The 23,303-nt window shown below is 52.8% G+C and carries 22 protein-coding genes; 19 read left to right on the top strand and 3 right to left on the bottom strand.

Going from position 1 to position 23,303, the window contains the following annotated elements; translation table 11 throughout:
• The first annotated feature begins 14 nt into the window (after positions 1 to 14).
• The 9 genes from REH51_RS03030 to REH51_RS02990 all read left to right on the top strand — a co-directional run bounded on the left by REH51_RS03030 (position 15) and on the right by REH51_RS02990 (position 7,645).
• On the top strand, positions 15 to 1,235 hold the full coding sequence (locus REH51_RS03030) for a glycosyltransferase family protein (protein WP_009721737.1): 1,221 nt from the start codon (positions 15 to 17) through the stop codon (positions 1,233 to 1,235).
• Positions 1,236 to 1,595: 360 nt separating this feature from the next.
• A complete protein-coding gene (locus REH51_RS03025) occupies positions 1,596 to 2,462 on the top strand; it encodes an MBL fold metallo-hydrolase (protein ID WP_498936816.1) in 867 nt (288 codons plus the stop codon).
• A 27-nt stretch (positions 2,463 to 2,489) separates the two neighbouring features.
• On the top strand, positions 2,490 to 2,681 hold the full coding sequence (locus REH51_RS03020) for a YgaP family membrane protein (RefSeq protein ID WP_009721739.1): 192 nt from the start codon (positions 2,490 to 2,492) through the stop codon (positions 2,679 to 2,681).
• 18 nt (positions 2,682 to 2,699) lie between these two features.
• A complete protein-coding gene (locus tag REH51_RS03015; RefSeq protein WP_009721740.1) occupies positions 2,700 to 3,161 on the top strand; it encodes a YeeE/YedE family protein in 462 nt (153 codons plus the stop codon).
• Between the two features lie 10 nt (positions 3,162 to 3,171).
• Positions 3,172 to 3,594, top strand: a complete 423-nt coding sequence (locus REH51_RS03010; protein ID WP_498936814.1) for a DUF6691 family protein — start codon at positions 3,172 to 3,174, stop codon at positions 3,592 to 3,594.
• Between the two features lie 154 nt (positions 3,595 to 3,748).
• A complete protein-coding gene (locus REH51_RS03005) occupies positions 3,749 to 4,450 on the top strand; it encodes a response regulator (protein ID WP_009721742.1) in 702 nt (233 codons plus the stop codon).
• Positions 4,447 to 5,793, top strand: a complete 1,347-nt coding sequence (locus REH51_RS03000) for an ATP-binding protein (protein WP_009721743.1) — start codon at positions 4,447 to 4,449, stop codon at positions 5,791 to 5,793. The genes REH51_RS03005 and REH51_RS03000 overlap by 4 nt, the downstream gene beginning before the upstream one ends.
• 104 nt (positions 5,794 to 5,897) lie before the next feature.
• Positions 5,898 to 6,593 carry a c-type cytochrome gene (locus tag REH51_RS02995; RefSeq protein ID WP_009721744.1) on the top strand — a complete coding sequence of 232 codons (696 nt, stop codon included), beginning with the start codon at positions 5,898 to 5,900 and terminating at the stop codon, positions 6,591 to 6,593.
• Complete coding sequence (locus REH51_RS02990; RefSeq protein ID WP_009721745.1) at positions 6,590 to 7,645, top strand: c-type cytochrome; 1,056 nt, start codon at positions 6,590 to 6,592, stop codon at positions 7,643 to 7,645. Before REH51_RS02995 ends, REH51_RS02990 begins: the two co-directional genes overlap by 4 nt.
• A gap of 132 nt (positions 7,646 to 7,777) precedes the next feature.
• On the opposite strand, the gene dsbG is transcribed toward REH51_RS02990, so the two are convergent.
• The 3 genes from dsbG to REH51_RS02975 all read right to left on the bottom strand — a co-directional run bounded on the left by dsbG (position 7,778) and on the right by REH51_RS02975 (position 11,319).
• Positions 7,778 to 8,557 carry a thiol:disulfide interchange protein DsbG gene (dsbG, locus tag REH51_RS02985; RefSeq protein WP_009721746.1) on the bottom strand — a complete coding sequence of 260 codons (780 nt, stop codon included), beginning with the start codon at positions 8,555 to 8,557 and terminating at the stop codon, positions 7,778 to 7,780.
• A 71-nt stretch (positions 8,558 to 8,628) separates the two neighbouring features.
• Positions 8,629 to 9,444 (bottom strand): TlpA family protein disulfide reductase, encoded by an 816-nt coding sequence (locus tag REH51_RS02980; protein WP_009721747.1) that lies wholly within the window; start codon positions 9,442 to 9,444, stop codon positions 8,629 to 8,631.
• A gap of 105 nt (positions 9,445 to 9,549) precedes the next feature.
• Positions 9,550 to 11,319, bottom strand: a complete 1,770-nt coding sequence (locus REH51_RS02975) for a sugar phosphorylase (protein WP_009721748.1) — start codon at positions 11,317 to 11,319, stop codon at positions 9,550 to 9,552.
• A gap of 237 nt (positions 11,320 to 11,556) precedes the next feature.
• Between REH51_RS02975 and nrdR the strand changes: the two genes are divergently transcribed.
• From nrdR to REH51_RS02925, 10 genes are all read left to right on the top strand, one after another.
• Positions 11,557 to 12,060 carry a transcriptional regulator NrdR gene (gene nrdR, locus REH51_RS02970; protein ID WP_498936812.1) on the top strand — a complete coding sequence of 168 codons (504 nt, stop codon included), beginning with the start codon at positions 11,557 to 11,559 and terminating at the stop codon, positions 12,058 to 12,060.
• Entirely contained in the window at positions 12,060 to 13,226 is a 1,167-nt protein-coding gene (gene ribD / locus REH51_RS02965) for a bifunctional diaminohydroxyphosphoribosylaminopyrimidine deaminase/5-amino-6-(5-phosphoribosylamino)uracil reductase RibD (RefSeq protein WP_498936810.1), read from the top strand. Before nrdR ends, ribD begins: the two co-directional genes overlap by 1 nt.
• A 72-nt stretch (positions 13,227 to 13,298) precedes the next feature.
• Positions 13,299 to 14,465: a bifunctional 3,4-dihydroxy-2-butanone-4-phosphate synthase/GTP cyclohydrolase II gene (ribBA, locus tag REH51_RS02960; RefSeq protein WP_009721752.1), complete on the top strand. Its 1,167-nt coding sequence runs from the start codon at positions 13,299 to 13,301 to the stop codon at positions 14,463 to 14,465.
• 4 nt (positions 14,466 to 14,469) lie between these two features.
• Positions 14,470 to 14,958, top strand: a complete 489-nt coding sequence (gene ribH, locus REH51_RS02955; protein ID WP_009721753.1) for a 6,7-dimethyl-8-ribityllumazine synthase — start codon at positions 14,470 to 14,472, stop codon at positions 14,956 to 14,958.
• Positions 14,955 to 15,458 carry a transcription antitermination factor NusB gene (gene nusB / locus REH51_RS02950; protein WP_009721754.1) on the top strand — a complete coding sequence of 168 codons (504 nt, stop codon included), beginning with the start codon at positions 14,955 to 14,957 and terminating at the stop codon, positions 15,456 to 15,458. The genes ribH and nusB overlap by 4 nt, the downstream gene beginning before the upstream one ends.
• A 35-nt stretch (positions 15,459 to 15,493) precedes the next feature.
• A complete protein-coding gene (gene thiL / locus REH51_RS02945; protein ID WP_498936808.1) occupies positions 15,494 to 16,471 on the top strand; it encodes a thiamine-phosphate kinase in 978 nt (325 codons plus the stop codon).
• On the top strand, positions 16,468 to 16,941 hold the full coding sequence (locus tag REH51_RS02940; RefSeq protein WP_009721756.1) for a phosphatidylglycerophosphatase A family protein: 474 nt from the start codon (positions 16,468 to 16,470) through the stop codon (positions 16,939 to 16,941). The genes thiL and REH51_RS02940 overlap by 4 nt, the downstream gene beginning before the upstream one ends.
• 130 nt (positions 16,942 to 17,071) lie before the next feature.
• Positions 17,072 to 18,325 (top strand): DUF945 family protein, encoded by a 1,254-nt coding sequence (locus REH51_RS02935; RefSeq protein WP_498936806.1) that lies wholly within the window; start codon positions 17,072 to 17,074, stop codon positions 18,323 to 18,325.
• Between the two features lie 172 nt (positions 18,326 to 18,497).
• Entirely contained in the window at positions 18,498 to 20,957 is a 2,460-nt protein-coding gene (gene lon / locus REH51_RS02930) for an endopeptidase La (protein ID WP_498936804.1), read from the top strand.
• A 148-nt stretch (positions 20,958 to 21,105) separates the two neighbouring features.
• Positions 21,106 to 23,271, top strand: a complete 2,166-nt coding sequence (locus REH51_RS02925) for a methyl-accepting chemotaxis protein (RefSeq protein WP_009721759.1) — start codon at positions 21,106 to 21,108, stop codon at positions 23,269 to 23,271.
• Positions 23,272 to 23,303: the final 32 nt, after the last annotated feature.

The raw sequence follows: 23,303 nt of genomic DNA, 5'->3' as shown, positions 1-23,303 counted from the left end.
CGGGAGGCTAGCGTATGAGTGATTTTCATCAAAATGGTGTGATTACTGATTTTCACAACTTAACGCGTCGACCGGTTGAGGCCCTTGAGCAGGAGCTTTGTCAGTTTGCCAAACGTCGCCCAATGGGGCTAATTTTACCCTCGCTTTTTTCTGAACTGGAAGGACCTGCGCTGTCGGCGATTGTTGATGAGCTGGTGAAAGTGCCTTATCTCAATGAAATTGTCGTTGGTTTGGATAGGGCAGACCGTGATCAATTTTTATATGCACGGGAATTCTTTTCGCGCTTGCCTCAGCACACACGAATTCTATGGAATGACGGCCCCCGTTTACGCACCATCGACCAAGAGCTAGAAAGTCACGGTTTGGGGGCATTAGAGCCAGGTAAAGGAAGAAACGTATGGTATTGCGCTGGCTATGTGCTTAGTTCCGGTCGTTCCACCACTGTTGGTCTTCACGATTGCGATATTCTTACCTACGACCGGGGCCTTCTGGCACGCCTTATGTATCCCGTCGCGAATCCCCGCTTCAATTACAGTTTTTGTAAAGGATATTACCCGCGTATCGCTGAAGGAAAGCTCAATGGGCGCGTCTCTAGGTTGATGGTGACGCCGTTGCTGCGTGCTTTGAAAACCGTCTGTGGCCCGTCACCTTATCTGGATTATCTAGACAGCTTCCGTTACCCCTTATCCGGTGAGTTTGCCATGCGCAGCGATGTACTTGAGGGCATCCGAATTCCCGCTGACTGGGGATTGGAAATCGGCGTGCTGTCCGAGTTGCAGCGTAACTATTCCCACCGTCAGCTATGTCAGGTAGATATTGCCGACGCCTATGACCACAAGCATCAGCCCGTTAGTGAAGAGGATGCTACCAGTGGCTTGAACCGAATGAGTCTGGATATTGCAAAAGCGTTGTATCGTAAGCTGGCTACCCAAGGCGTTAGCTTTAGCAGCGAGGATTTCCGGACGCTCAAAGCGACCTACTACCGTTTAGCCTTAGACCTCATCGAAGCCTACGATCACGACGCGACGATGAACGGGCTAAGTTTAGATCGCCATTGTGAAGAGCAGGCAGTGGAGTTATTTGCCAGCAATTTGCTGGAAGCCGGCAATCTGTTTTTAGACAACCCCCGCGAGCGTCCATTTATTCCTAGCTGGAACCGCGTGCAAGCGGCGATGCCTGACGTGCTAGCCCGCATGCATGAAGCGGTAGAGCTTGATAACCAAGGTAAGGTTTAACACCACGTGCCTGTTAATTTCTATAAATCCTAAAGTTTATAGAACTTTAAGTTTATAGAACTTTAAGTTTAAAGGGCTTTAGGTCTATAGGGATTTTAAATTTAAAAAGGTTTTTGAATCCCACTTAGCTGTTAACGCCATTGCGTAATCTCAGCACCTCGCAGACAGCGGGGTGCTTTTTTTTCAGTAAGCCCCCTACTTGATCTCTCCGGTTTGTCTCAGCGGCTGTTTGCCAACGGGTAATCTTGATCATGCTCAAGAAACGGCTTTAAATTCCAAATAAGTATAAACATATAACCATATATGGTCTATGATGTGTGCATAGCAGCATCACTACTTGCCATTAGCTGGAGGCATAGAATGCAACGCCCGATTGTTACTCACTTCTTTGATGAACCGACCAACACCTTTAGTTACGTGGTGCAGGATCCAGATAGTAACGCCTGCGCTATTCTAGATTCGGTGCTGGATTTCGACTACGCAGCAGGGCGTACTGATGTACGTTCCGCCGATCAAATTATTGAATTTATTCGCGATAACCGCCTTGAAGTGGCATGGATTTTAGAAACCCATGTGCATGCTGATCACCTCTCTGCAGCTCCCTATTTGCACCAAACGCTAGGTGGAAAAACGGGGATTGGCGCCCATATTGTCGACGTGCAGGAAATTTTTGGTAAAGCATTTAATGCAGGCACCGAGTTTGCTCGGGACGGCAGCCAATTTGATGCTCTGTTTAGCGAAAGCGATACGTTCACCATTGGCAGTCTTCAGGGGCGCGTGCTTCATACGCCAGGCCATACGCCTGCCTGCCTTACTTATGTGATAGGCGACGCGGCCTTCGTTGGAGACACACTGTTTATGCCGGATTACGGCACCGCGCGCTGTGATTTCCCCGGTGGTGATGCACGTACGCTGTATCGCTCCATCCAAAAGGTACTGGCGTTGCCGACGCAAACGCGGCTGTTTTTATGTCATGACTATAAAGCGCCAGGCCGAGACGTTTATCAGCATGAAACCAGTGTTGCAGAGCAGCGTGAGGCAAACGTTCATGTACATGAAGGCATTTCAGAAGATGAGTTCGTGAAAATGCGCACGGAGCGTGATGCCACGCTCGGCATGCCTAAGCTCATTATTCCCTCCGTACAGGTCAACATGCGCGCGGGCAAAATGCCGCCTGCCGACGACAATGGCGTTGTGTATCTGAAAGTCCCTATCAACCGTTTTTAAATAATTCTGATGATTGAGGAGCAGAAAATGAAAGCAAACGTCGGCGGTATCGACAAAGTGGCGCGAATCGTTGTTGGCCTGATTCTGATTGTACTGGCGCTTACCGGCACCATTGGTGCATGGGGGTGGATCGGCGTTTTACCACTTGCCACTGGGCTGTTTAACTTTTGCCCGTTGTATCCTCTGCTGGGCATCTCAACCTGCAAAAGCAAGCATTAATACAGTAAGGAGACACCCGTGGACTGGATGGCAAGCCTGCAAGGGCTCGTTGGTGGTGTGTTTATAGGCTTATCCGCTGTGTGGTTGATGGGAGCCTTGGGGCGCATCGCTGGCATTAGCGGCATTATTGGAAACTTAATAACCCAGAGACCTAAAGGCGACAGCGCGTGGCGTTTAGCCTTTTTGTTCGGGCTGGTGAGTGGCCCGTTACTGGTCATGGCAATGGGAGGCGGGTTGGGCAACGTTGCTGATGTTCCCGGTGCGGTGATCGGTGCGCCAGCTGGCGGTGTGCCGCTGATGTTGTTAGCAGGCCTGTTAGTCGGGTTAGGGACTGGGCTCGGCAGCGGCTGTACCAGTGGTCATGGTGTCTGTGGTTTAGCACGCTTATCACTTCGCTCGATGGCCGCCACCGGCGTGTTTCTCATTGTAGCGGTCGCCACGGTCTATGTGACGCGGCATATGATCGGAGGTGGTGTATGAGGCGCATGATATGAATAGTGCAACAGTAAAAACCGCTGCTGGCTATATCGCTGGTTTACTATTCGGGCTTGGGCTAGCTATTTCTGGCATGACGGATCCTGCTCGTGTACTTGGCTTTTTAGATGTGGCTGGCGCTTGGGACCCGACGCTGATGTTTGTGCTAGGCAGTGCGGTAGGCACAACGTTTGTGGGCTACCGATTGGTATTTGCCCGTGGCGAGCCGCTGTTTAGCCCTAATTTTCAGCTCCCGACTAAGCAAGCGTTAGACGGCAAGTTGCTGGGTGGCGCAGCGCTGTTTGGCATTGGGTGGGGCCTTTCTGGTTATTGCCCTGGCCCTGCCATCGCCTCCATCGGTGGGCTCTCGCTGCCTCTATTAGCGTTATTGGCCGCGATGGTGGCAGGCTGGGTTATCGCAAAACGTACCAGCCAGTAGCGCTAATGTATAAACAACCGCTATCGCCCTTGTCTCTTCAGACAAGGGCTTTTTTGTAACTGGTTTTTATAAATAGGTTTATGGCACAGACCGCTAGCTTAATGCTGGGTTAATGTGAATTTGCCATGCTAGTAGTAATAAAAGGAAAACCGCCATGCATGTCTTGCTCATTGAAGATGATCCGCTTGTCGCATCAGGAATACGTTCCGGCTTAATGGTGTACGACTTTGTCGTCGATCATGTTTCTACGATTCAAGCTGCGCGACAAACCCTGCAGTCAGTGGCGAGTGACGTTGTGATACTCGATCGCGGTCTTCCCGATGGTGATGGCTTGCAGTTGCTGCAGTCGTGGCGTGACCAAGGTATCTCTACCCCGGTGTTAATGCTGACGGCACGCGATGCGGTACGAGACCGTGTTGATGGCTTGCAGTGCGGGGCCGATGATTACCTGGTGAAACCCTTCGATCTTGATGAGTTAGTCGCCCGTCTTCATGCGCTGCTTCGGCGAGTGTCTGGCCGTAGCCAGGGTATGACGATGCACGGGGCGCTAACGTTGGATCCCAATGCGCGTGAAGTGAAAGTCTCTGACCAGTTGGTGACGCTGTCGCGCCGAGAGTTAGTGCTCTTGGAGGCTTTTTTGCATTCGCCGCGCAGTGTGCTCTCTGCCGACCAGCTAAAAGATAGCCTTTATGGCTTGAGTGATGATGTAGAGAGTAATGCGCTGAACGTGCATATCCACCATCTACGTAGAAAGCTAGGCAGTGGCGTCATTGAGACGGTTCGTGGGTTGGGCTATCGGTTAGGTAAACCAGAGGCTGTTCATATCCCCGGCACGCCTCATAAGGGGCAGCAATGAGCTTACGTGCCCGCCTATTGCTCACCTTGGGAGTGACGTTGGCGTTGCTTTGGGGCATTGCCGCCGCTTGGTTGCTCAGTGATTTAGAGAAAAAGTTTGTAGAAACACTGGATCAGCGTCTTGCTCAGTCGGCACGCATGGTCGCCGGGCTCGTGCTTCAACTGCCTGAAGATGTCTGGGAGCAGAGTCAGGCTCGCGCCTTATCCATCCCGCCCATTGAGGGATTGGCATGTCAGGTTCACTCCCCGCGTGGCGATATCATCGCCCGCACCCATGCCAACATGGAAACCATACTGGCTCCGGGTGAGCGTGGTCACGCTTACCGACAAGAAGGCGATACCACTTGGCGCGTATTCACCTATGAGCGGGGAGATCTCGTCATTACCACCGCTGACCGGATGGATGAGCGGGACATGTTGCTTAGCGATGTGTTTCGCGTAGCCGTCGTGCCGTTTGTGGTGGCGTTAGCGGGGAGTTTGATTGCGCTCTGGGTGGTTGTCTGGCGTGGTTTGGCCCCGCTGTCACGGCTGCGCGAATCGCTGGCCAGTCGTCATCCGGAAGCGCTGGCGCCCGTGTCTACTTATGGTGTGCCGAAAGAGATCAAACCGTTGATTGATACACTCAATGGCTTGCTGGTGAGAATTCAACAGACCATCGTCCGAGAGCAGCGTTTCACCAACGATGCCGCTCATGAACTGCGCACCCCCTTAACCGCGATTAAAACCCATCTTCAAGTAGCGCAGCGAACCGACGGTGAAACGGCTAAAGAAGCGCTCAGCTACGCAGAAGCGGGGGTGGTACGTCTGGCGCATACGCTAGATCAGTTGCTGACGTTAGCAAGAGTTGAAGGGCGCATGCGCTTTGATGACGGCGAGCCAAGCCAGGTAGATGAGATTGTTGAAGTCGCGATTGCCGACAGCGTGGCAATCGCAGGGCAGTGTCAGCTTCCCACTCAATTACCCCATGTGTGCGTTGCCATGCCTAGAGAGCTGGCAATAACCGCACTGCGTAACTTACTGGATAACGCGCTGCACCATGGGGCAAGCGAGCTGCCTGTAGTGTTAACCGTCCGGTATACCCCTGACCAGCATCACGTAACGTTCACTGTGCATGACCAGGGGGGCGGTGTCGACGACGCTACATTGAAACAATTAACCCAACGTTTTTGGCGCGTGAGCAAGCAGCAAGGCAGTGGTTTGGGCTTAGCGATTGTGGCGGCGATTGTTGAGCGGTTTGATGGCTGGGTGAGTTTTGAAAATGTTGAGACCGGTGGGTTTAGCGCCCACTTAACCATTCCAACAGCAGGCAAAAAACAAGGGTATATAGCAGAGGCTATTCGATAGCTCTCTCTGCGTCAGTGCAGTAAGTGGGCAACGACTAGTAAGTAACGGGCAGGTAAGAAATAACGAATAAGCAAGTAAATAACGACCAGCAGTCAGGGGGAGATATGAATAAAAAACAGTGGGGCAAGCTTAGCTTGCTAATGGGGGCCAGTCTTGTGGGTGCCAGCGCTTTCGCTGCGACTGCCTTTGCCGAAACGGGGGATGCCGAGCGCGGCCAAGCTGCCGCGGCAACTTGTATTGCCTGTCATCAAGCTAATGGCAGCGGGATGAATATACCTGGAGGCGAATCGTGGCCGCGTTTGGCTGGGCTAAATGCCGATTACATCATTAAGCAGCTACACGATTTTAAAGAGGGGCGTCGCCAAAACGCCACCATGATGCCCTTTGCTAACATGCTCAATGACCAGCAAATAGTTGACGTTGCTGCTTATTATAGCGAAATGCCTATCACGCTTGGCCAAGGTGGCGATGATGCTGACGAGGCGCTATTAACCCGCGGCGAACAACTGGCAGAGCGTGGCGATTGGGATGCCTATATTGTGTCATGTAAAAGCTGTCACGGCCCGGGTGGCAAGGGCGTCGGCGAAGAATTTCCCGGTATTGCAAGCCAGCACGCAGGTTACATAAGCAACCAGCTGCATGCTTGGCAAAATGATGAGCGCAGTAATGATCCTCAGCATTTGATGGGGGCTATTGCCAAGCGTATGAGTGACGAGGATATCCAGGCGGTGTCAGCGTGGTATGCCACCCAGGATGTTAGCGCTCAAACTGACAGCGAAGAAGGGGGGACAGCACAATGAATTTGCGTAAAAAGCGTCTCGTGTTAGCGCTAACAGGTTGTTCGTTAGCCACCGGCATCGTCGTCAGCGCCTTCGCTGCAAATGATGCCGTCCCGTCAAGCGAAGCGACCTACCAGGGGTTAGTGGAACTTGGCTTCCCTGCGCCGCAGGAGGGCGAGCTTGTCCATGTTCCGCCGACTATGGCAGACCTGGAAGACGCCGACATTCATCCAGAGCTAAAAAAAGTTATTCGGTATGGCTACGAGTTGTTCACCAATACTCAGCAGCTACGTGGTGAAAATGTTTATAACGATATGAACTGCTCTAGTTGCCACCTAGGTGAGGGGCGTCAGCCGTTTAGTGCACCGGTTTGGGCAGCGGCAGTCACGCTTCCCGACTTCAGGGGTAAAAATCAGCACGTTAACAATCTTGAGGAACGCATTGCTGGCTGCTTTGCTTACTCAATGAATGGAACGCCACCTGAGTATGGCAGTGATGAGATGCTCGCACTGAGCGCTTATCACCAATGGCTGGCTACTGGTGCGCCAATGTACCCCAGTCAGCCTATTTATGGCCGCGGTTTTCCTGCGCCAGATGAGCCAGATGAAGCCCCTGATTACGCTCGCGGCGAAGCAGCGTACCAAGAAAATTGCGCCATTTGTCACCAAGAGGACGGCTCTGGGCACTATGAGAATGGCGAGTATGTTTTCCCAGCACTCTGGGGGGATGGCTCTAATAATTGGGGCGCAGGCATCGTCAGGGTTGATACCGCCGCTGGGTTTATTTACAACAATATGCCTTTAGGTCAGCCGCGTTCGTTAAGTGACCAGGATGCCTGGGATATTGCGTATTACATGAGTAGCCAAGAGCGTCCGCAAGACCCCCGTTACACAGGAGATGTTGCCGAAACCGCTGAGCGCTTTGGGCCTACTTTCCATAAACGTTCGCTGTATGGGCAAACCCGGAAGCATGACGGCCACGTGCTTGGTGATCATGCTAACTTTGGTGAAAAAGGCGACATCGAACCTTGGAATGTGGGGATGCCCCGTTTTGAGAACCTGTCAGGCGAGTAATCTGTTTGACGAGCAGCGACCAAAGCATCGGATCAGGAGAAAATATTAGCCCGCGGTGGTATGACACCACGGGCTAATTATTGATATGAGGTTTTTGGCCGGGAGCTTTAGAGCCTAGCTACATTGCCTGCACTAAGGCGATTCACTGCCCATCATCTCAATTAAGCGCTCGTTGCTTGGCAAGCCTTGAATTCGGTCGATACGTAAATCGCCACTGTCCGTTTCGCGCTGGAAGGCGCTGGTGGGCGTAGCGTATAGGCCTAGCTCCTCAAAAAGCTGGTTGTTCGCATACACTTGCTCTTCAATATCTCTAGGCTGGGCGCTCGCTGAAAGCGCATCGCCTTTGCTGTGGTCATGCAACGCGGCAGAAGGGTCGTCTGCACCTAGCAGTGTGGCTGCCAGGGCGGGGCTGTTCGGCGCCAGGATGCCCACCATAATATGGCGCAGTTGTACGTCACCTGCTTCTACCCAGGGTCGGCTTTGTTGCCACAGCTGGCGACAGTAAGGGCAGTTGGCATCGGTAAACGTGTAGATTACCCGTGGCGCGTTTTCATCGCCGTCCTGAATCCAGTGGCTCTCTTCTAGCAACTCCCAGGTTTGCGCTTCCAGCGGCACGCGAACATGCTCATCTAGCTGTGCTTCGGTGAGGTCGTTACCCTGGCTATCCATCAGCGTGCCGATAATGGCATGGTCGCCATCAGGGGTTAAATAAATCGCCATATCCTGGCCCTGCACGCTAGCACCGTAACCACGTATGCCTCCTGGCGCCTCAAACTGGCCGTGAATCGTCAGCCCTTGGTTGGCTAGTGCTTGAACCGGTGCCGGCAGCTCTTCGGCATAGCCAGCCGAGGTGGTGCCAATGCTTGTTAATAGTAACAAGCTGCTTAAACGAGACAGGGAGAAGTGTTTCATAAGTATGTCCTTATGTATAAAAGATACGCAATGTAAATCGATGTCGTCATGAGCCAAGGTAAGAGGCTGCCTCAGCGCAAACGTTCCAAGCCTTGTTGAAGGGTTGCATGGGAAAATTCGCCAAAATGCGTGTTAACGAGCTTTCCTTCTGCGCTGTAAAAAAGGGTGGTGGGCATAGCATGGGCGCCCGTTGCCTTCCCCAGTGCATTGCGTTGGTCAAGCCACACATTATCCAGTGAAAGGTCATGTTGGCTCATAAACGCTTCAATATGCTGGGCGTTTTCCCCTTGGTTAACGAACACAAAGGTAATGCCTTGTTCGGTATTTTGTGCTTCTTCAAAAACCGGCATTTCTCGAATACAAGGAGGACACCAGCTTGCCCAAAGATTAACGACAATAGGCTGCTGCGTCTGGTTGGCAAATTGAGGCAGGCTGGTAGGTTGGCCACTTAGGTCGACTAACGGAGTGTCTGGGAGAGGGCGCGCCTGTTGTTCAATTAAGGCAGTGCTGCCGACTATAATTCCCCATGTAAGGCAACCCGCTAGCAAGGCACCTCCTAACGGCCAGCGTTGGTGTGAAGAGCGCCACAGAACCCAGCTTGCGTAGCCAAGTCCAGCCATCATGCCGCCCGCTAAATTAAAGCCGCCGTCACGAATATCTAGCCGGGAAATAATGCCGTCATACGCTCCCCAGTAACGCACAACAAACACTGCCCGTGCGGCGATAAAGGCGATAAAAAATACCGTTATGAGCGTATCGCTCACCGCTACATTGTGCCGCCGCCCTAGTATCGCCCCCACCATAAGTGCCATCAAAAAAGCCATGACAAACACAAGTTGATGAAGACTGAAGCCCAGGGGACCAATTGCGATACTTTGCTGCAGCATAGTTAACCGTTATCTCAGTTAATGATGAATGCTGCAGTATCACAGTAGTCGATTATTTGACGATTATATTACCTATTGCTGAGACGTTATGCCGCAATGCCTCTTTCATGTGTCTGCCACCATCCATCTTATTGCATAGGGCGGTAGCGCGGTTTCCTCTCCGGGGGGTTGCATGTCTAAAGCACGCCAAACATGTTGGCTAAGCGCCTGCTCAAGTGCTTCTCCCACACTATCTAATGGCAGCAGCGTGTCGGTGACATTAAACAGGGCAAGCAGGCGGCGGCCGTCACTGAGTGGTCCTCGCTCAATGGCTAACAATTCAGGAGGTGTGGGCAGTACGCGCTGTGTGGCGTTGGGGTGAAAGCAGGGTTCTACCCGCCGTAGCTCCAACAGGCGGCTAAGGGCATGAAAAACATCGTGGGTTGGTGTTGAAGGGCTTTCAAGTAACAGGGCTAATTCGTCACGCTGCCAACGGCGGCGATTAATTGAACGTAAACGGCCGCTGCGTTCCACCCCTTCAACATCGTTAAGGGTGCCGGTCAGTGTATGAATATAGAGGGCGGGAATGCCCTGAAGCGTGAGCATAATGGCCTGGCTGCAAAGGAAGCGGGCAATTTGCCAGGGATCTGGTCCTCTACGCGTGCCGCGCATGGCCTCAAACCAGGTAATGTTGATCTCATAGGGCGAGTCACTACCATCGGGATTGCTGCGCATACTGACAAAGCCACCAAAGCGATGCATCAGCTCTAGCAGCGCATCTCGTTCATGGTCCGGGAGCAGCCCTTCTAAAGGACGCACACCAATACCATCATGGCTCGCTGTGAAGTTTAAATAGGTGCAGTGTCTGGGCAGTATCGGCAGGCTGGAAAGCCATGTTTGAAGGGTAGTGGCTTCACCGCGGGTGAGTGTATGCAATAGCAGTGGTGGTAGGGCAAATTGATAGACCATATGGGCTTCGTCAGGCGCCCCATTGGCTAACCGTTCTAGGCCAAAGTAACTGATGTTTTCTGCGTGAGGGACATTGGTCTCGGTAATTATCAGCGTGCCAGGCGATATTTCATCCACAATGGCGCGCAGTAAACGGACAACCGTATGGGTTTCAGGGAGGTGGATGCAAGATGTTCCCAGGCGCTTCCATAAAAACGCTATCGCATCCAGGCGAATGATGCGCACGCCCTGTTGAAGGTAAAACAGCAAAATGCCAACAAACTCTAGCAATACATCAGGATTTTCAAAGTTTAAATCAATCTGATCTTCTGAAAATGTCGCCCATACATGGCGAGTGCCTCGGCGCGTGGAAATGGGCACTAGCAATGGGCTGCTGCGTGGCCGAATAACGTCAGAAACATCGGTTTCTGGGTCTGCTTCAATAAAGTAATCACGACCTGGCAGGCTGCCGGTTAGATAATCTACAAACCACAGTGACTCACGAGATACGTGATTAAGCACTAAGTCGGCCATGACGTCATAGTGGCTGGCTAGCTCGCGAATGTGCTCCCAATCACCTAGCTCTGGATTAACCTCACGGTAATGAATGACTGAGAAGCCATCATCGCTACTCCAAGGAAAAAAAGGCAGTACATGCACGCCGCTAATGCGCTCGCCCAAATAGCGTTGAAGAAACTCATTAAGCACAGCAAGTGGGGGCGTTTCCTCTGCCACAATGGAATCACCGTAACTAATGACCCACTGATCTTTTTCGCTCCATGTTGGTGCGTTACCGCTTTCAGCCGCCATATTTTGTGTTGTGGCTGGCGCCTGTGACGCACGGCGAAAGTGCTCAATGTGTTGACCAATGCGGCGCTGTATCTCGCTGGCGCGGGGGCCGTAGAGGTGCGAAAGGAATTGATGGACCGTCTGCTCAAATGGGGTCATAGGGGAGTCCTCTTAAACAACCTACGACAAACGCTGCAGCTTGTGTGCCAAATCGTTACAATGCTAGGTTAACGCCGCGTTTAAAGAAGCGACTATTTTTGCTTGCAAGCGCCCTTAAACTGCATGTCGTTGTAGCGCGTGGCTACTCCGCTGCTAATAATAGTTCATAATATGCTTATATGTGCCGTTATCCGCACAGGCTGACACGCTGCACGTACTGACAACAGGTTGACTGCCATGCATTGCCCTTTTTGTGGTGCTAATGATACTCGAGTGACCGACTCGCGGCTGGGAGCCGACGGGGACCAGGTGCGCCGTCGTCGCCAATGCGCTAGCTGCCAAGAACGCTTCACCACGTATGAGACCGCAGAACTCATCATGCCGAGGGTCGTGAAATCCGACGGCTCACGTGAAACGTTTAACGAGGGCAAGCTGCGTGCAGGCATGCTGCGAGCGCTTGAAAAGCGTCCGGTAAGTGCCGAGGCAATAGAGGCCGCCGTTGAGCGTATTCGCCAATCGCTTCGTGCCCGTGGGGATCGCGAAGTTAATGCGCGGGATATCGGTGAAGCCGTCATGAAGGCATTAAGCAACCTGGATCAGGTGGCGTATATTCGCTTTGCATCGGTATATCGTAAGTTTCAGGATCTAGACGAATTTCGCGCCGAGATAGACCGTCTTTCTCAAGATCCAGGCGATCATCCGACATCAGCCTACAGCGGCCCAGATCGCGGAGAGGCTTGATGAACGAGTTGACGGAGAGAGGCTTTACCAGCGCTGATCATCAATTTATGGCGCGTGCTCTGCAATTGGCGGCGAAAGGGCTGTATACAACAGACCCCAACCCCCGGGTGGGCTGTGTTATTGTCCGCTACGATCAACACGCGGAAGGGCAAGTGGTTGGCGAGGGCTTTCACCTCCGTGCTGGCGAACCTCATGCAGAAATTCACGCACTTAACGCCGCTGGTGCTAAGGCAAAAGGCGCAACGGCTTATGTCACGTTAGAACCTTGTTCCCATACAGGACGCACTGGCCCTTGTGCCGTTGCGTTAGCGGATGCCCAAGTGGCCCGTGTGGTCGTGGCAATGGTTGACCCTAACCCTTGCGTTAGTGGACGCGGTATCAATCGGCTCCGGGAAGCGGGGATTCAGGTAGATGTTGGGCTGTTGGAACAAGATGCCTGTGCGCTAAATCCTGGCTTTATTTCCCGTATGCAGCACAAACGCCCCTTTGTACGCTTAAAAATGGCCATGAGTTTGGATGGCCGTACCGCCATGGGGTCTGGAGAGTCGCAATGGATTACCGGCCCAGAAGCCCGTAGCCAAGTGCAGCGTTTGCGGGCACGCTCAAGCGCTATTTTAAGCGGTGTTGAGTCCGTTATTATGGATGATTCTCGGCTAACAGTGCGCGCGAATCAGCTGGCGCTCGATAACGCGGATGCGGTAAGTCAGCGGCAGGCGCTGCGCGTCATTTTGGACTCGCGCCTGCGGTTACCGCTAGCGGCAGCTTGCCTTCGTGAACCAGGCCGCACGCTGATTATTACCACCGAACACCACAGTGAAGAAAAACGCCAAAAGCTGGAAGCTGCGGGCGCTGATATTAAGGTGCTGCCTGCGGCTCAAGAAGGTCGAATCGACCTCGCGGATATGTTGTGCTGGTTGGCCGAACATGAGCAGGTCAATGAGCTGCTCGTTGAAACCGGCGCTACCCTAGCAGGCGCGCTGTTAGATGCGAATATGGTGGATGAGCTGCAGCTATTTGTCGCCCCTACGCTTTTGGGAGGCGAGGCGCGACCACTATTTGCGTTGCCCGGCATGACCCGCATGGCCGACCAAAAGCGTTTGACTATCAAAGAAATTCGAGCTGTTGGGAGTGACTGGCGAATAATCGCGGAACCGCGCACTGACTAGCGCGCGGGGCCAGAGCAAGGTACCCTGACGCGCGAAATCGCATGTATTGCGACCACTTATTTTGGAGATTCCATGGCGCATTCCTCTTCAGAGGGTTTGTCCCCTATCGCTGAGCTGGTGGAAGATATCCGCCAGGGCAAAATGGTGATTCTCATGGATGATGAGGATCGCGAAAACGAAGGTGATATCATCATGGCGGCCGAAAAAGTTCAGGCCGAGCATATCAACTTCATGGCGCGCTATGCCTGTGGGCTCATTTGCATGCCAATGACTCGCGAGCGTTGCGAGCAGCTAAACCTGCCGCTAATGGTGCGTGACAATGGCTCTGGGTTTGGCACTAAGTTTACGCTTTCCATTGAAGCGACCGAAGGTGTGACCACTGGTATCTCAGCAGCTGATCGTGCGCGCACTGTTCAAGCGGCAGTGGCGGCGAATGCCAAACCGTCGGATATCGTCCAGCCAGGGCATATTTTTCCGCTGATGGCCGAGCCGGGTGGCGTCCTGCGTCGTGCCGGGCATACAGAAGCAGCCTGTGATTTGGCCTCATTAGCAGGCTGTGATCCTAGTGGCGTTATTTGTGAAATCATGAATGACGATGGCAGCATGGCGCGTCGCCCTGAGCTTGAAGTGTTTGCTAAAAAGCATGGTATTAAAATTGGCACGATTGCTGATTTAATTCACTATCGTATCGTTAATGAACAAACGGTTGATCCGGTTGAAACTACCAGCGTAATGACGGCCCATGGGGAGCTGGCGCTGCATGTTTTCCGTGACCGTATCCAAGGTGCTCACCATTTAGCGTTAGTGAAGGGCCAGCCGACGCCAGAGCAGGCGACGACTGTGCGAGTTCACTTAGCGGATACGCTGCGTGATATCGTAGGGTTAATGAAAGGTGAACAGTGCCGTTGGGATGCTCATCGTGCGCTCGAAGAGATCGCCAATGCGTCTGCGGGTGTCTTTGTGCTGATTGACGATGGTCGTCCTCACCAAGACTTGAAAGATCAACTCGATATTTTTCTGGATCGCGTGCGTCAACCTCGCACCAGCGATTCGGACGGTTCAGGTAACTACTTAACGATTGGTACTGGCTCGCAAATCCTACGCCATTTAGGGGTAGGCAAAATGCGGCTACTCAGCTCACCGTGGAAATTCTCAGCGCTCTCCGGTTTTGATCTCGAAGTTGTCGAGCGTCTGGGGCCAAATGACACGGCGTATGAGCCAACTTCTCAGCAGGAATAAATTGATGCAATCCCTTTCGCAAGTTGAAGGCACTTTTGTGGATGTCGATGGCCGTTATGTCATCGTTGTAGGTCGCTTTAACCACCATGTGGTGGATAGCCTGGTGGAAGGTGCTATCGATAGCCTGACACGCCACGGCGTTGATGCGGACAATATTCACCTTGTCCACGTACCCGGTGCTTGGGAACTGCCGCTGGCAGTAAAGCGCGTACTTAACGTCATGAAGCCCGATGCTGTTATCGCGCTGGGCGCTGTCATTCGTGGTGGCACACCGCATTTTGAATATGTGGCGGGTGGCTGCAATACCGCCATTAACCACCTCCAACTTGAGTTTGATACGCCGGTAGCAAACGGCGTGTTGACCGTTGAGTCTATCGAGCAGGCGATTGAGCGGGCAGGCACCAAAGCGGGTAATAAAGGTACGGAAGCCGCAATGGCAGCGATGGAGATGGTGTCGTTACTGCGTGCATTGCCGTTAGGAGATAACCAATGAGCGAACGTCGTGAGCGTAAGCCCTCTGCCGCGCAGCTAGGGCGCCACGCCGCACGTGAGTTAGCGGTTCAGGGGATTTACCAGTGGCAAATGACAGGTAAATCAATCACCACTATCGAAGCTGAGTTTCGCAGCCAAGTAGCGGATGATGACCTGGAAGATTACGAAAATTGGGTGAAGGTAATGGAAATCGCTGATAAGGCGCTTTTTCATGAACTGCTGCATAACACGGTCAGATTCAAAGCGGAGTTAGATCGTGAAATTGCGCCGTTGCTCGACCGTCGCTTAGAAGACCTGGATGCCGTTGAGTTAGCCATCCTTCGCTTGGGAGCCTACGAGCTTTCTCGGCGAATGGAAGTGCCCTACCGAGTAGTGATTAACGAAGGCGTTGAGCTGGCCAAATCATTTGGTGCCACCGACGGCCATAAATACGTGAACGGCATTCTCGATAAGCTAGCAAATCGCTTACGAAGTGCCGAGGTCAGCGCTCGCCGTCTGTAAGGCGAGCCTCCTGATAATGCGTTTAAGGGGCCTTTGTGCTTGGCGAATTTGAACTGATTCAGCGCTACTTCATGTCGCCGCAGGAGGCGCACGCGACAGCTGGCATAGCGCTTGAAAATGGCGACGATGCAGCGCTTTTAGTGCCCCAAGCAGGTCAACAGCTTGTGGTTAGCGTTGATACATCGGTGAGTGACGTCCACTTCCCCCACGATGCCCCCGCCAACGCGATAGGGCATCGCGCGCTGGCGGTGGCGCTCAGCGATTTAGCTGCCATGGGAGCGACGTCTCGTTGGTGCCTGATGGCAATGACGCTTGATAAAAGCGTCTTTAATGATCGTGCAACTGCCGAGCGATGGTTAGCGGGTTACGCCGAAGGGTTTCATACGCTTTGCCAGCAGCATTCTACGGCGCTGGTTGGTGGCGATGTCACCTCCGGGGCACTGACTATTGGTGTCACGGTGATGGGCGAAGTGCCAACCGGCCAAGCGCTAACCCGGTCAGGCGCAAAGGCCGGTGATGTTATTGCGGTGACCGGTGCGCTGGGTGGTGGCGCTGGTGGCCTGGCACTTTGGCGACAGGGCGAACGCGAGTTATCGCACCCTCTGCTAGCCCGTTATTTGTTACCTCAACCTCGTTTAGCTGCGGGTGCTGCATTGCGCGGCATTGCGACAGCGGCATTAGATATTTCGGATGGCTTGCTGGCAGATTTATCGCACTTACGTAAGGCATCTGAAGTAGGCTGTGTACTAGAGGTCGACGCGCTACCGTTGGCGACCGGACTGCAAGAGGCGATGGGCCACGATGGTGCGATAAAAGCCGCGCTGTCGGGTGGTGATGACTACGAACTGCTGGTGACACTCTCACCTAATAATCTCGCTATTGCTCAGCAGCGACTCGCCGATTGTGGCCTCTCGCTGACCGTGATAGGCCGCTGTACGGAAACGCTAGGCGTGACTGGCGTTGCCCCCAGTGACTACGAAGGATGGCAGCATTTTAGCGGGGAAGCGCCATGAACCGAGCACCAGCGAGCGTTTGGCGTCGGCCAACCCATTTTTTTGCGTTTGGTTTAGGCAGTGGTGCGGTGCCCTGGGCACCAGGCACCTTTGGTACTCTGGCGGCTATTCCTTTCTATTGGATGATGGCCGACCTGCCTTTGAGCTGGTATCTGGGTATTGTCTTCGCTGCATTTGTCGTTGGGGTTTGGTTATGCGATAAAACCTCTCATGACTTAGGCGTACACGATCACTCCGGTATTGTTTGGGATGAGTTTGTTGGCTACTGGATAACCATGGCGGCAGTGCCCTTTTCATGGGAGGCGGCTCTATGGGGGTTCATCGTTTTTCGTATTTTCGATGTCTTCAAGCCGTGGCCCATCCGTTGGGCAGACCGGCGAGTTGCCGGTGGATTTGGCATTATGATTGATGACGTAATGGCTGGCATCTACGCGTGGAGTACGATGCATTTATGGTTTTGGCTACACTAATAGCCTATCTGTAAAAAAACGAGAAGTTGAGCCACTTATAATAATGAATGGACTTAGATAATTACTGAAAACTGATCACGCAACGTCGGTGGCGAATGGCTCCAATCGCGGGGGGGTTCAAGGAGATCGCATGCGCAAGGAACGACTGATCGTCCCTATTCTCGCAGCCTTGGCGGTGGCGTGGGTGGTGGCACAACTGCTATCGAGCATTTTGTTTGAACGCAGCCTTCGTCAAGCACTAGAAGATTTGGAAGCGCGAGGGGAGTGGCGAGTTAGTCGGACGGAGAGTCGTCAAGGATGGTTAACGTCTCAGGGAAAGCTGCTTTTATCGCCCCTGTTAGGACGGCCGTGGCGGCTAGAGCTGACTTACCGTGCTCGTCATGGTGCGTTAAGTACTGACGTTGAAGGAACGCTGCTGCCCCGTTTAGATAGCGTTTTGCAAAAAGCAGTGGGCGAGGTCTCTGCCCCGTCTATACCTCGCTGGCAAGGGCGCTACCATACGCTAAGTGGTCATAGTGAACTGCGTTTGGCACTTGCCCCCTTTGTTATCCAGCAAAATGGCCGTGAGCTATCTGTTCGCGGTGCCAGAATGCGTTTAGAAGGCGTGTTTGGTGATTGGCGATTGCGTGCACTGGTCGACCAGCTAACGCTAACGGATGGCCCTGCCCAGCTAACGATGGGTCCTTTATCCCTTGAAAGCCGTTATACCTACATCGATGATGCCTATCACTTTGCTCAACGCGACCACCTCCATGTTGAGTCGTTATCGCTTCATTACCCTGCCTATGATATTTATCTTTCGCCGCTTGATGTGCACAGCCATATGGTGCTCGACGAGCAAGAGCTGCGTCTCAATGGCGAATTGATTATTGGTGAGGTGAGCGTCCCAAGCGAAGCGCCAGATCCCCCTCTGTTAAGCGGGCGGATTGAAGCCGAGCTTTCACGTCTTAATGCGGATGCTGTGCGCGAAACCATCTTGCGGCTGCGTCAGGAAGCCTCATGGGGCGATGCTAGTCTTCCCATGGCAGAAGGCTTGCTGGTGCGCTTGGCCCCCGATTTAAAGGGCGTGTTGAGCGACTCCCCCCGTTTAGACATCACGACGGTGGCTATTGAAAGCCCGCTGCTTGGTATCAATGTTAATGCGGATGGGGCGCTCTTTTTTGATGCGCGTGGGCTCGATGAACTCACCATAACAGGATTAGACACACCAGAAGAGCGTGCTCGCTGGCTAGATCGTGTTGATGGTGACTTCACTTGGTACGATGCGCCAACCGTAGCAGCGCTTTGGCTAGGCCTCCCCCTTGGCACGCGAGAATTAGAGTTTGATGTTATTCGCGGCGAATTACGTGTTAATGGACGACCGATGCCCCAGCTTTGGCCTTAAACGCCTTAATCTTCAACGTTTTAAACTTAACAACGACGAGTTCTCGAGACGTTGCCCTTCTTCAGATGAACCGCTACAAATGGTGCCAAGGGTTGAAGTTCACCCTCTGTGCCCACATTCCTTAAGCATTGCTAAGCGGATCAATCCGCTAGTCACTGCTATAGGAGTGCGCATGAGCGACCAGGATTACGACCGCGATCACGAACATCTCGACTGGCTGACGGACGATGAGTCCGACGCGCAGCAAGACGACGCCTCGAGTAGTGAAGAGCATCGTTCAGACGGTGAAAAAGTCAACTCGTTAGTGCCCGCCAGCGATATGCTTCCCGAGCGTATCTACCTACTACCAATCCATAATCGGCCATTTTTTCCTGCTCAAGTGCAGCCGCTGGTGATCAACCGCGAGCGTTGGGAAGAAACCATGCGTCGGGTAGGTAATACACCTCATCACACCATCGGTGTTGCCTTTGTTGGTGAACAAGGTGTTGAGTCGTTAGGTCATGACGATTTTCCCGAGATTGGCACGGCGGTCAAAGTACATAAACTGCAGAGCGAAGATCAACAAATTCAGTTTATTGCTCAGGGGGTTAAACGCTTTAAAATTCAGCGCTGGCTGTCTAAAGAGCCGCCTTACCTGGTTGAAGTAAGCTATCCCAAAGAACCCGTAGATGCCGAGAATGAAGAAACCCGCGCCTATGCGATGGCCATTATTAACGGCATCAAAGAGTTATTGCCGATTAACCCGCTTTATGGCGAAGAACTAAAACACTACCTCAATCGCTTCAGCCCTCATGAGCCCGGCCCGCTAACCGACTTCGCGGCCGCGATCACGTCTGCTAAAGGTCCTGAGCTGCAGGATGTGCTTGCGACGTTGTCAGTCGCGGAACGTATGCATAAAGTCCTGCCGCTACTACGCAAAGAAATTGATGTTGCTCAGTTGCAAAGCGAAATCAGTGAGCAGGTGAATGCTCAAATGCAGGAGCGGCAGCGAGAGGTTTTCTTGCGTGAGCAGCTTAAAGTTATTCAGCGTGAACTGGGTATTTCCAAAGACGACCGTGAAAACGATGTTGATACCTTTAGGGGCCGCCTAGAGTCTCTGGTGGTGCCCGAGCGAGTCCAGGCGCGTATTGATGATGAACTCAACAAACTCAGCGTATTAGAAACAGGCTCGCCAGAGTACGGCACTACTCGTAACTATCTTGACTGGCTAACCTCGTTGCCCTGGGGAGTCACCAGTCAGGACAAGCTCGACTTGGCTCATGCTAGGGAAGTTCTCAATCGCGATCACGACGGCTTACAAGACGTGAAAGAGCGAATTGTTGAGTTTCTTGCCGAAGGCACCTTCAAGGGTGATGTGGGTGGTTCGATTGTGCTGCTGGTAGGCCCCCCTGGGGTCGGTAAAACCTCGATTGGGCGCTCTATTGCTGAAGCGCTGGGACGTGAGTTTTACCGTTTCTCTGTGGGCGGTATGCGCGATGAGGCTGAAATTAAAGGCCACCGTCGTACCTACGTGGGCGCAATGCCAGGCAAACTAGTGCAGGCCTTCAAAGAAGTTGAAGTCGAAAACCCAGTGATTATGCTCGATGAGATTGATAAGTTGGGCCAATCGTTCCAGGGCGATCCCGCGTCAGCCTTGCTTGAAGTACTAGACCCAGAGCAAAACGTCGACTTCCTGGATCACTATCTCGATGTACGCATGGATCTTTCCAAAGTACTGTTCTTGTGCACCGCGAATACGCTGGACTCTATCCCAGGTCCGCTGCTTGATCGTATGGAGCAGATCCGTCTTTCAGGTTATATCGCGGAAGAAAAGCTACTGATCGCTAAGCACCATCTATGGCCGAAGCTACTGAAACGCGACAACTTGCCCAAGAAGCGTATCAACTTGACGGATGCCGCACTCAAGCAGGTCATTGATGGTTATGCACGTGAAGCGGGGGTACGCCAGCTGGAAAAACAGTTGCATCGTATTGTCCGTAAGGCAGCGGTGAAGCTTCTGGAAGAGCAACTGGAAACAGTCAAAATTTCGGTCAAAAACCTGGAAGAGTTCTTGGGAGCACCCCTATTCCGCAAAGAAAAAGTGCTAAAAGGCGAAGGCGTTGTTACTGGCCTTGCTTGGACCTCCATGGGAGGAGCAACGCTGCCTATCGAAGCAGGTAAAGTCCATGCGTTGGATCGCGGCTTTAAACTCACCGGCAAGCTTGGCGATGTGATGAAAGAGTCTGCCAATATTGCCTATAGCTACACGCTGGGGCATTTGCAGGAGTATGGCGCTGATGCCGATTTTTTTGACTCAGCCTTTGTGCATCTCCATGTGCCAGAAGGGGCAACGCCCAAAGATGGCCCGTCGGCAGGGGTCACAATGACTACAGCGCTGCTTTCACTGGCTAAGCATCAGGCAATTAATCGCCCCTTGGCGATGACCGGCGAACTGACTCTAACCGGTCAAGTATTACCGGTGGGTGGTATTCGAGAGAAGATTATCGCTGCGCGCCGTAGCGACATTTTTGAGGTGATACTGCCAGAAGCCAATAAACGCGATTACGAAGAGCTTCCCGATTATTTAAAAGAGGGAATGACGGTTCATTTTGCGAACCGCTATCGTGATGTGGCCAACGTCGTATTCACGTAGGTACTTCATTCGAACGTAAAAAACGCATGGTTAAAGCGCCGCACCGAAGAGTGCGGCGCTTTTGCATAGTTATTCAGAGGTTAAATTCCCTTGAGACGCGAGATAATAGAAGCAAACCAAAATTAAAAGTCCCGAGGGGAGTCTCTGCATGCGCAATAACCAACCCGTCACTCAGCGTGAGTACACGCTCGACGATGAGACTGTGCTGATTTCACGTTCAGATTTGAAGGGTAACGTGACCTACGCGAATGCAGCGTTTGTCGAGGTAAGCGGCTATACCCGCGATGAATTGATGGGAGCTCCCCACAACTTAATTCGCCACCCAGATATGCCGGAAGCAGCCTATGCAGACTTCTGGAAAACCATACAGTCAGGTGCGACTTGGCAGGGGACGGTTAAAAATCGTCGTAAAAACGGCGATCATTATTGGGTCAGTGCTAGCGTGGCCCCGCTCAGAGATGGCGACCGTATCGTAGGGTACACCTCGTTGCGGCGCAAAGCACCGGCTCATAGTATTGCGCTGGCTGAAACCGTCTATAAAGAAATACGCGAAAAAGGCAAGTCACGCCGTTATACGCTGTCGCAGGGCGCATTAAAGCGCCGTGGTGTGGGAGGCTTTTTTGCCCGCTTTCAGTTTAACAGCCTAAAAGCTAAGTTAACGGGCATGGTGGTGGCGTCACTTATTCTGCTGGGGCTAGCTGGCGGTTTGGGGATGTATGGCTTGATGGTGTCTGGTGAACGCCTGGACACGTTAAATCGTTCAGGATTAGAAGCTGTCGCTAATCTTCAACGGTTAGAGCGTCAAATTGGTCAGGTTGTTACCCAATTGGAACCTGCTGTGCGCAATCCCCGTCGGGTTGATGTTGAAGCGGTTGCCGCGTCAGTGAGCGAGTACTCCCAGTCAATACAAACGCTTTGGAGCGAGTATCTTACCGACAGCAATTCTAGTGCAGAGCGCTTACAAGCCTTTGGTGCGGGTTTGACGGCCTGGAGAAGCAGTGTCGATACCACTATAACGGCGATCAGCGACGCAAATGGCTTTGCCGCTTTCGAAGCCTTTAACGACGGCGTACAGCCTACCACCGAGCAGCTAAGAGAGGGCAGTAGCCAGTTAGTCAGCGATGAACGGGCAAGTGCTGAAGCGCTGGTGGGGCAGGCGCGGCAGGGGCGTCAGCAAATGTTGATTGCCCAAGTGGCGTTGATGGTTCTCGGCTTGCTGTTGATGGTAGGTCTCAGCACGGTGATTTTAAGGTCAGTGCTGCGCAGTGTGGAAGGGGCGCGGCATATTACTTTCCAGATTGCAGCAGGAAATTTGGCTGCGCGGGAGCGTCGTGAAACTAAAGACGAACTGGGTGAACTGCTTTATTCGTTGGATACCATGCGCTTTAGTTTAGCCAGCATTGTTGGTGACGTAGAACATCGGGTATCGGTTGTCACACCTGCTGTTCAGCAAATTGCCGCAGAAAATGAAGAGCTTGCTTCACGTACCGAACAGCAGGCGTCGTCACTGCAGCAAACGGCCTCTAGCATGGAAGAGATGACTTCCACGGTGCAGCAAAATACTGAGAATGCCCGCCAAGCGACGGAGCTGGCGGTGCAGAATGCCTCAAGCACCCGGGATACCCGAGAGCAAATGCAGCAGTTGGTCGCAAGAATGCAGCGTATTGCCCAAAGTGCTGAAAAAATGGCGGAGATGATAGGCGTCATTGACGGAATCGCTTTCCAAACGAATATCCTGGCGCTCAATGCATCGGTCGAAGCCGCACGTGCCGGTGAGCATGGCCGAGGCTTTGCGGTTGTAGCTAGTGAAGTGCGCAATTTGGCAAGCCGCAGTGCGGATGCGGCCCAAGAAATTCGCAAGATGATCGATAGCACGACACAAGAGGTCAGCGGCGGGCGCGGCGCGGTTGAGCAGGCAGAACGTGCCATCGACAATGTGATGCAGCAGGTCAGCCGTGTCAGTGAACTTATGGAGTCGATTAGCACCGCCTCGAGCGAGCAGAGCAGCGGCATTGGCCAAATTAATTCCGCGATTGCTGAGATGGACAATGTTACTCAGCAAAATGCCACCAAAGTACAAACCATCGCGGCCTCTGCCGATAATTTAGCGCTAGAGACGTTTGAGCTGGCGAATGTAGTGGATGCCTTCCGTTTGGAAGGTGCTCAGGAAGAAAATGTCCATTCTGCCCGGGAAAAGCTACAGCAGGTTAATCAAGCGCAGCGTAAAGCGTCACTGAAACTTCCTTCCGGGGGAGGTGCTGCGGCACAAGGGTTGGCTAGTCAAGAGCACCCTGCACAGTGGGAGACGTTTTAACTCTGACGAAAAGACGCTTACGAATAGGGCAC

The organism is Halomonas bluephagenesis (genome assembly GCF_054790765.1).
Note: the sequence above shows the minus strand (reverse complement) of the source record. Positions and strands in the feature narration are given on the sequence as shown.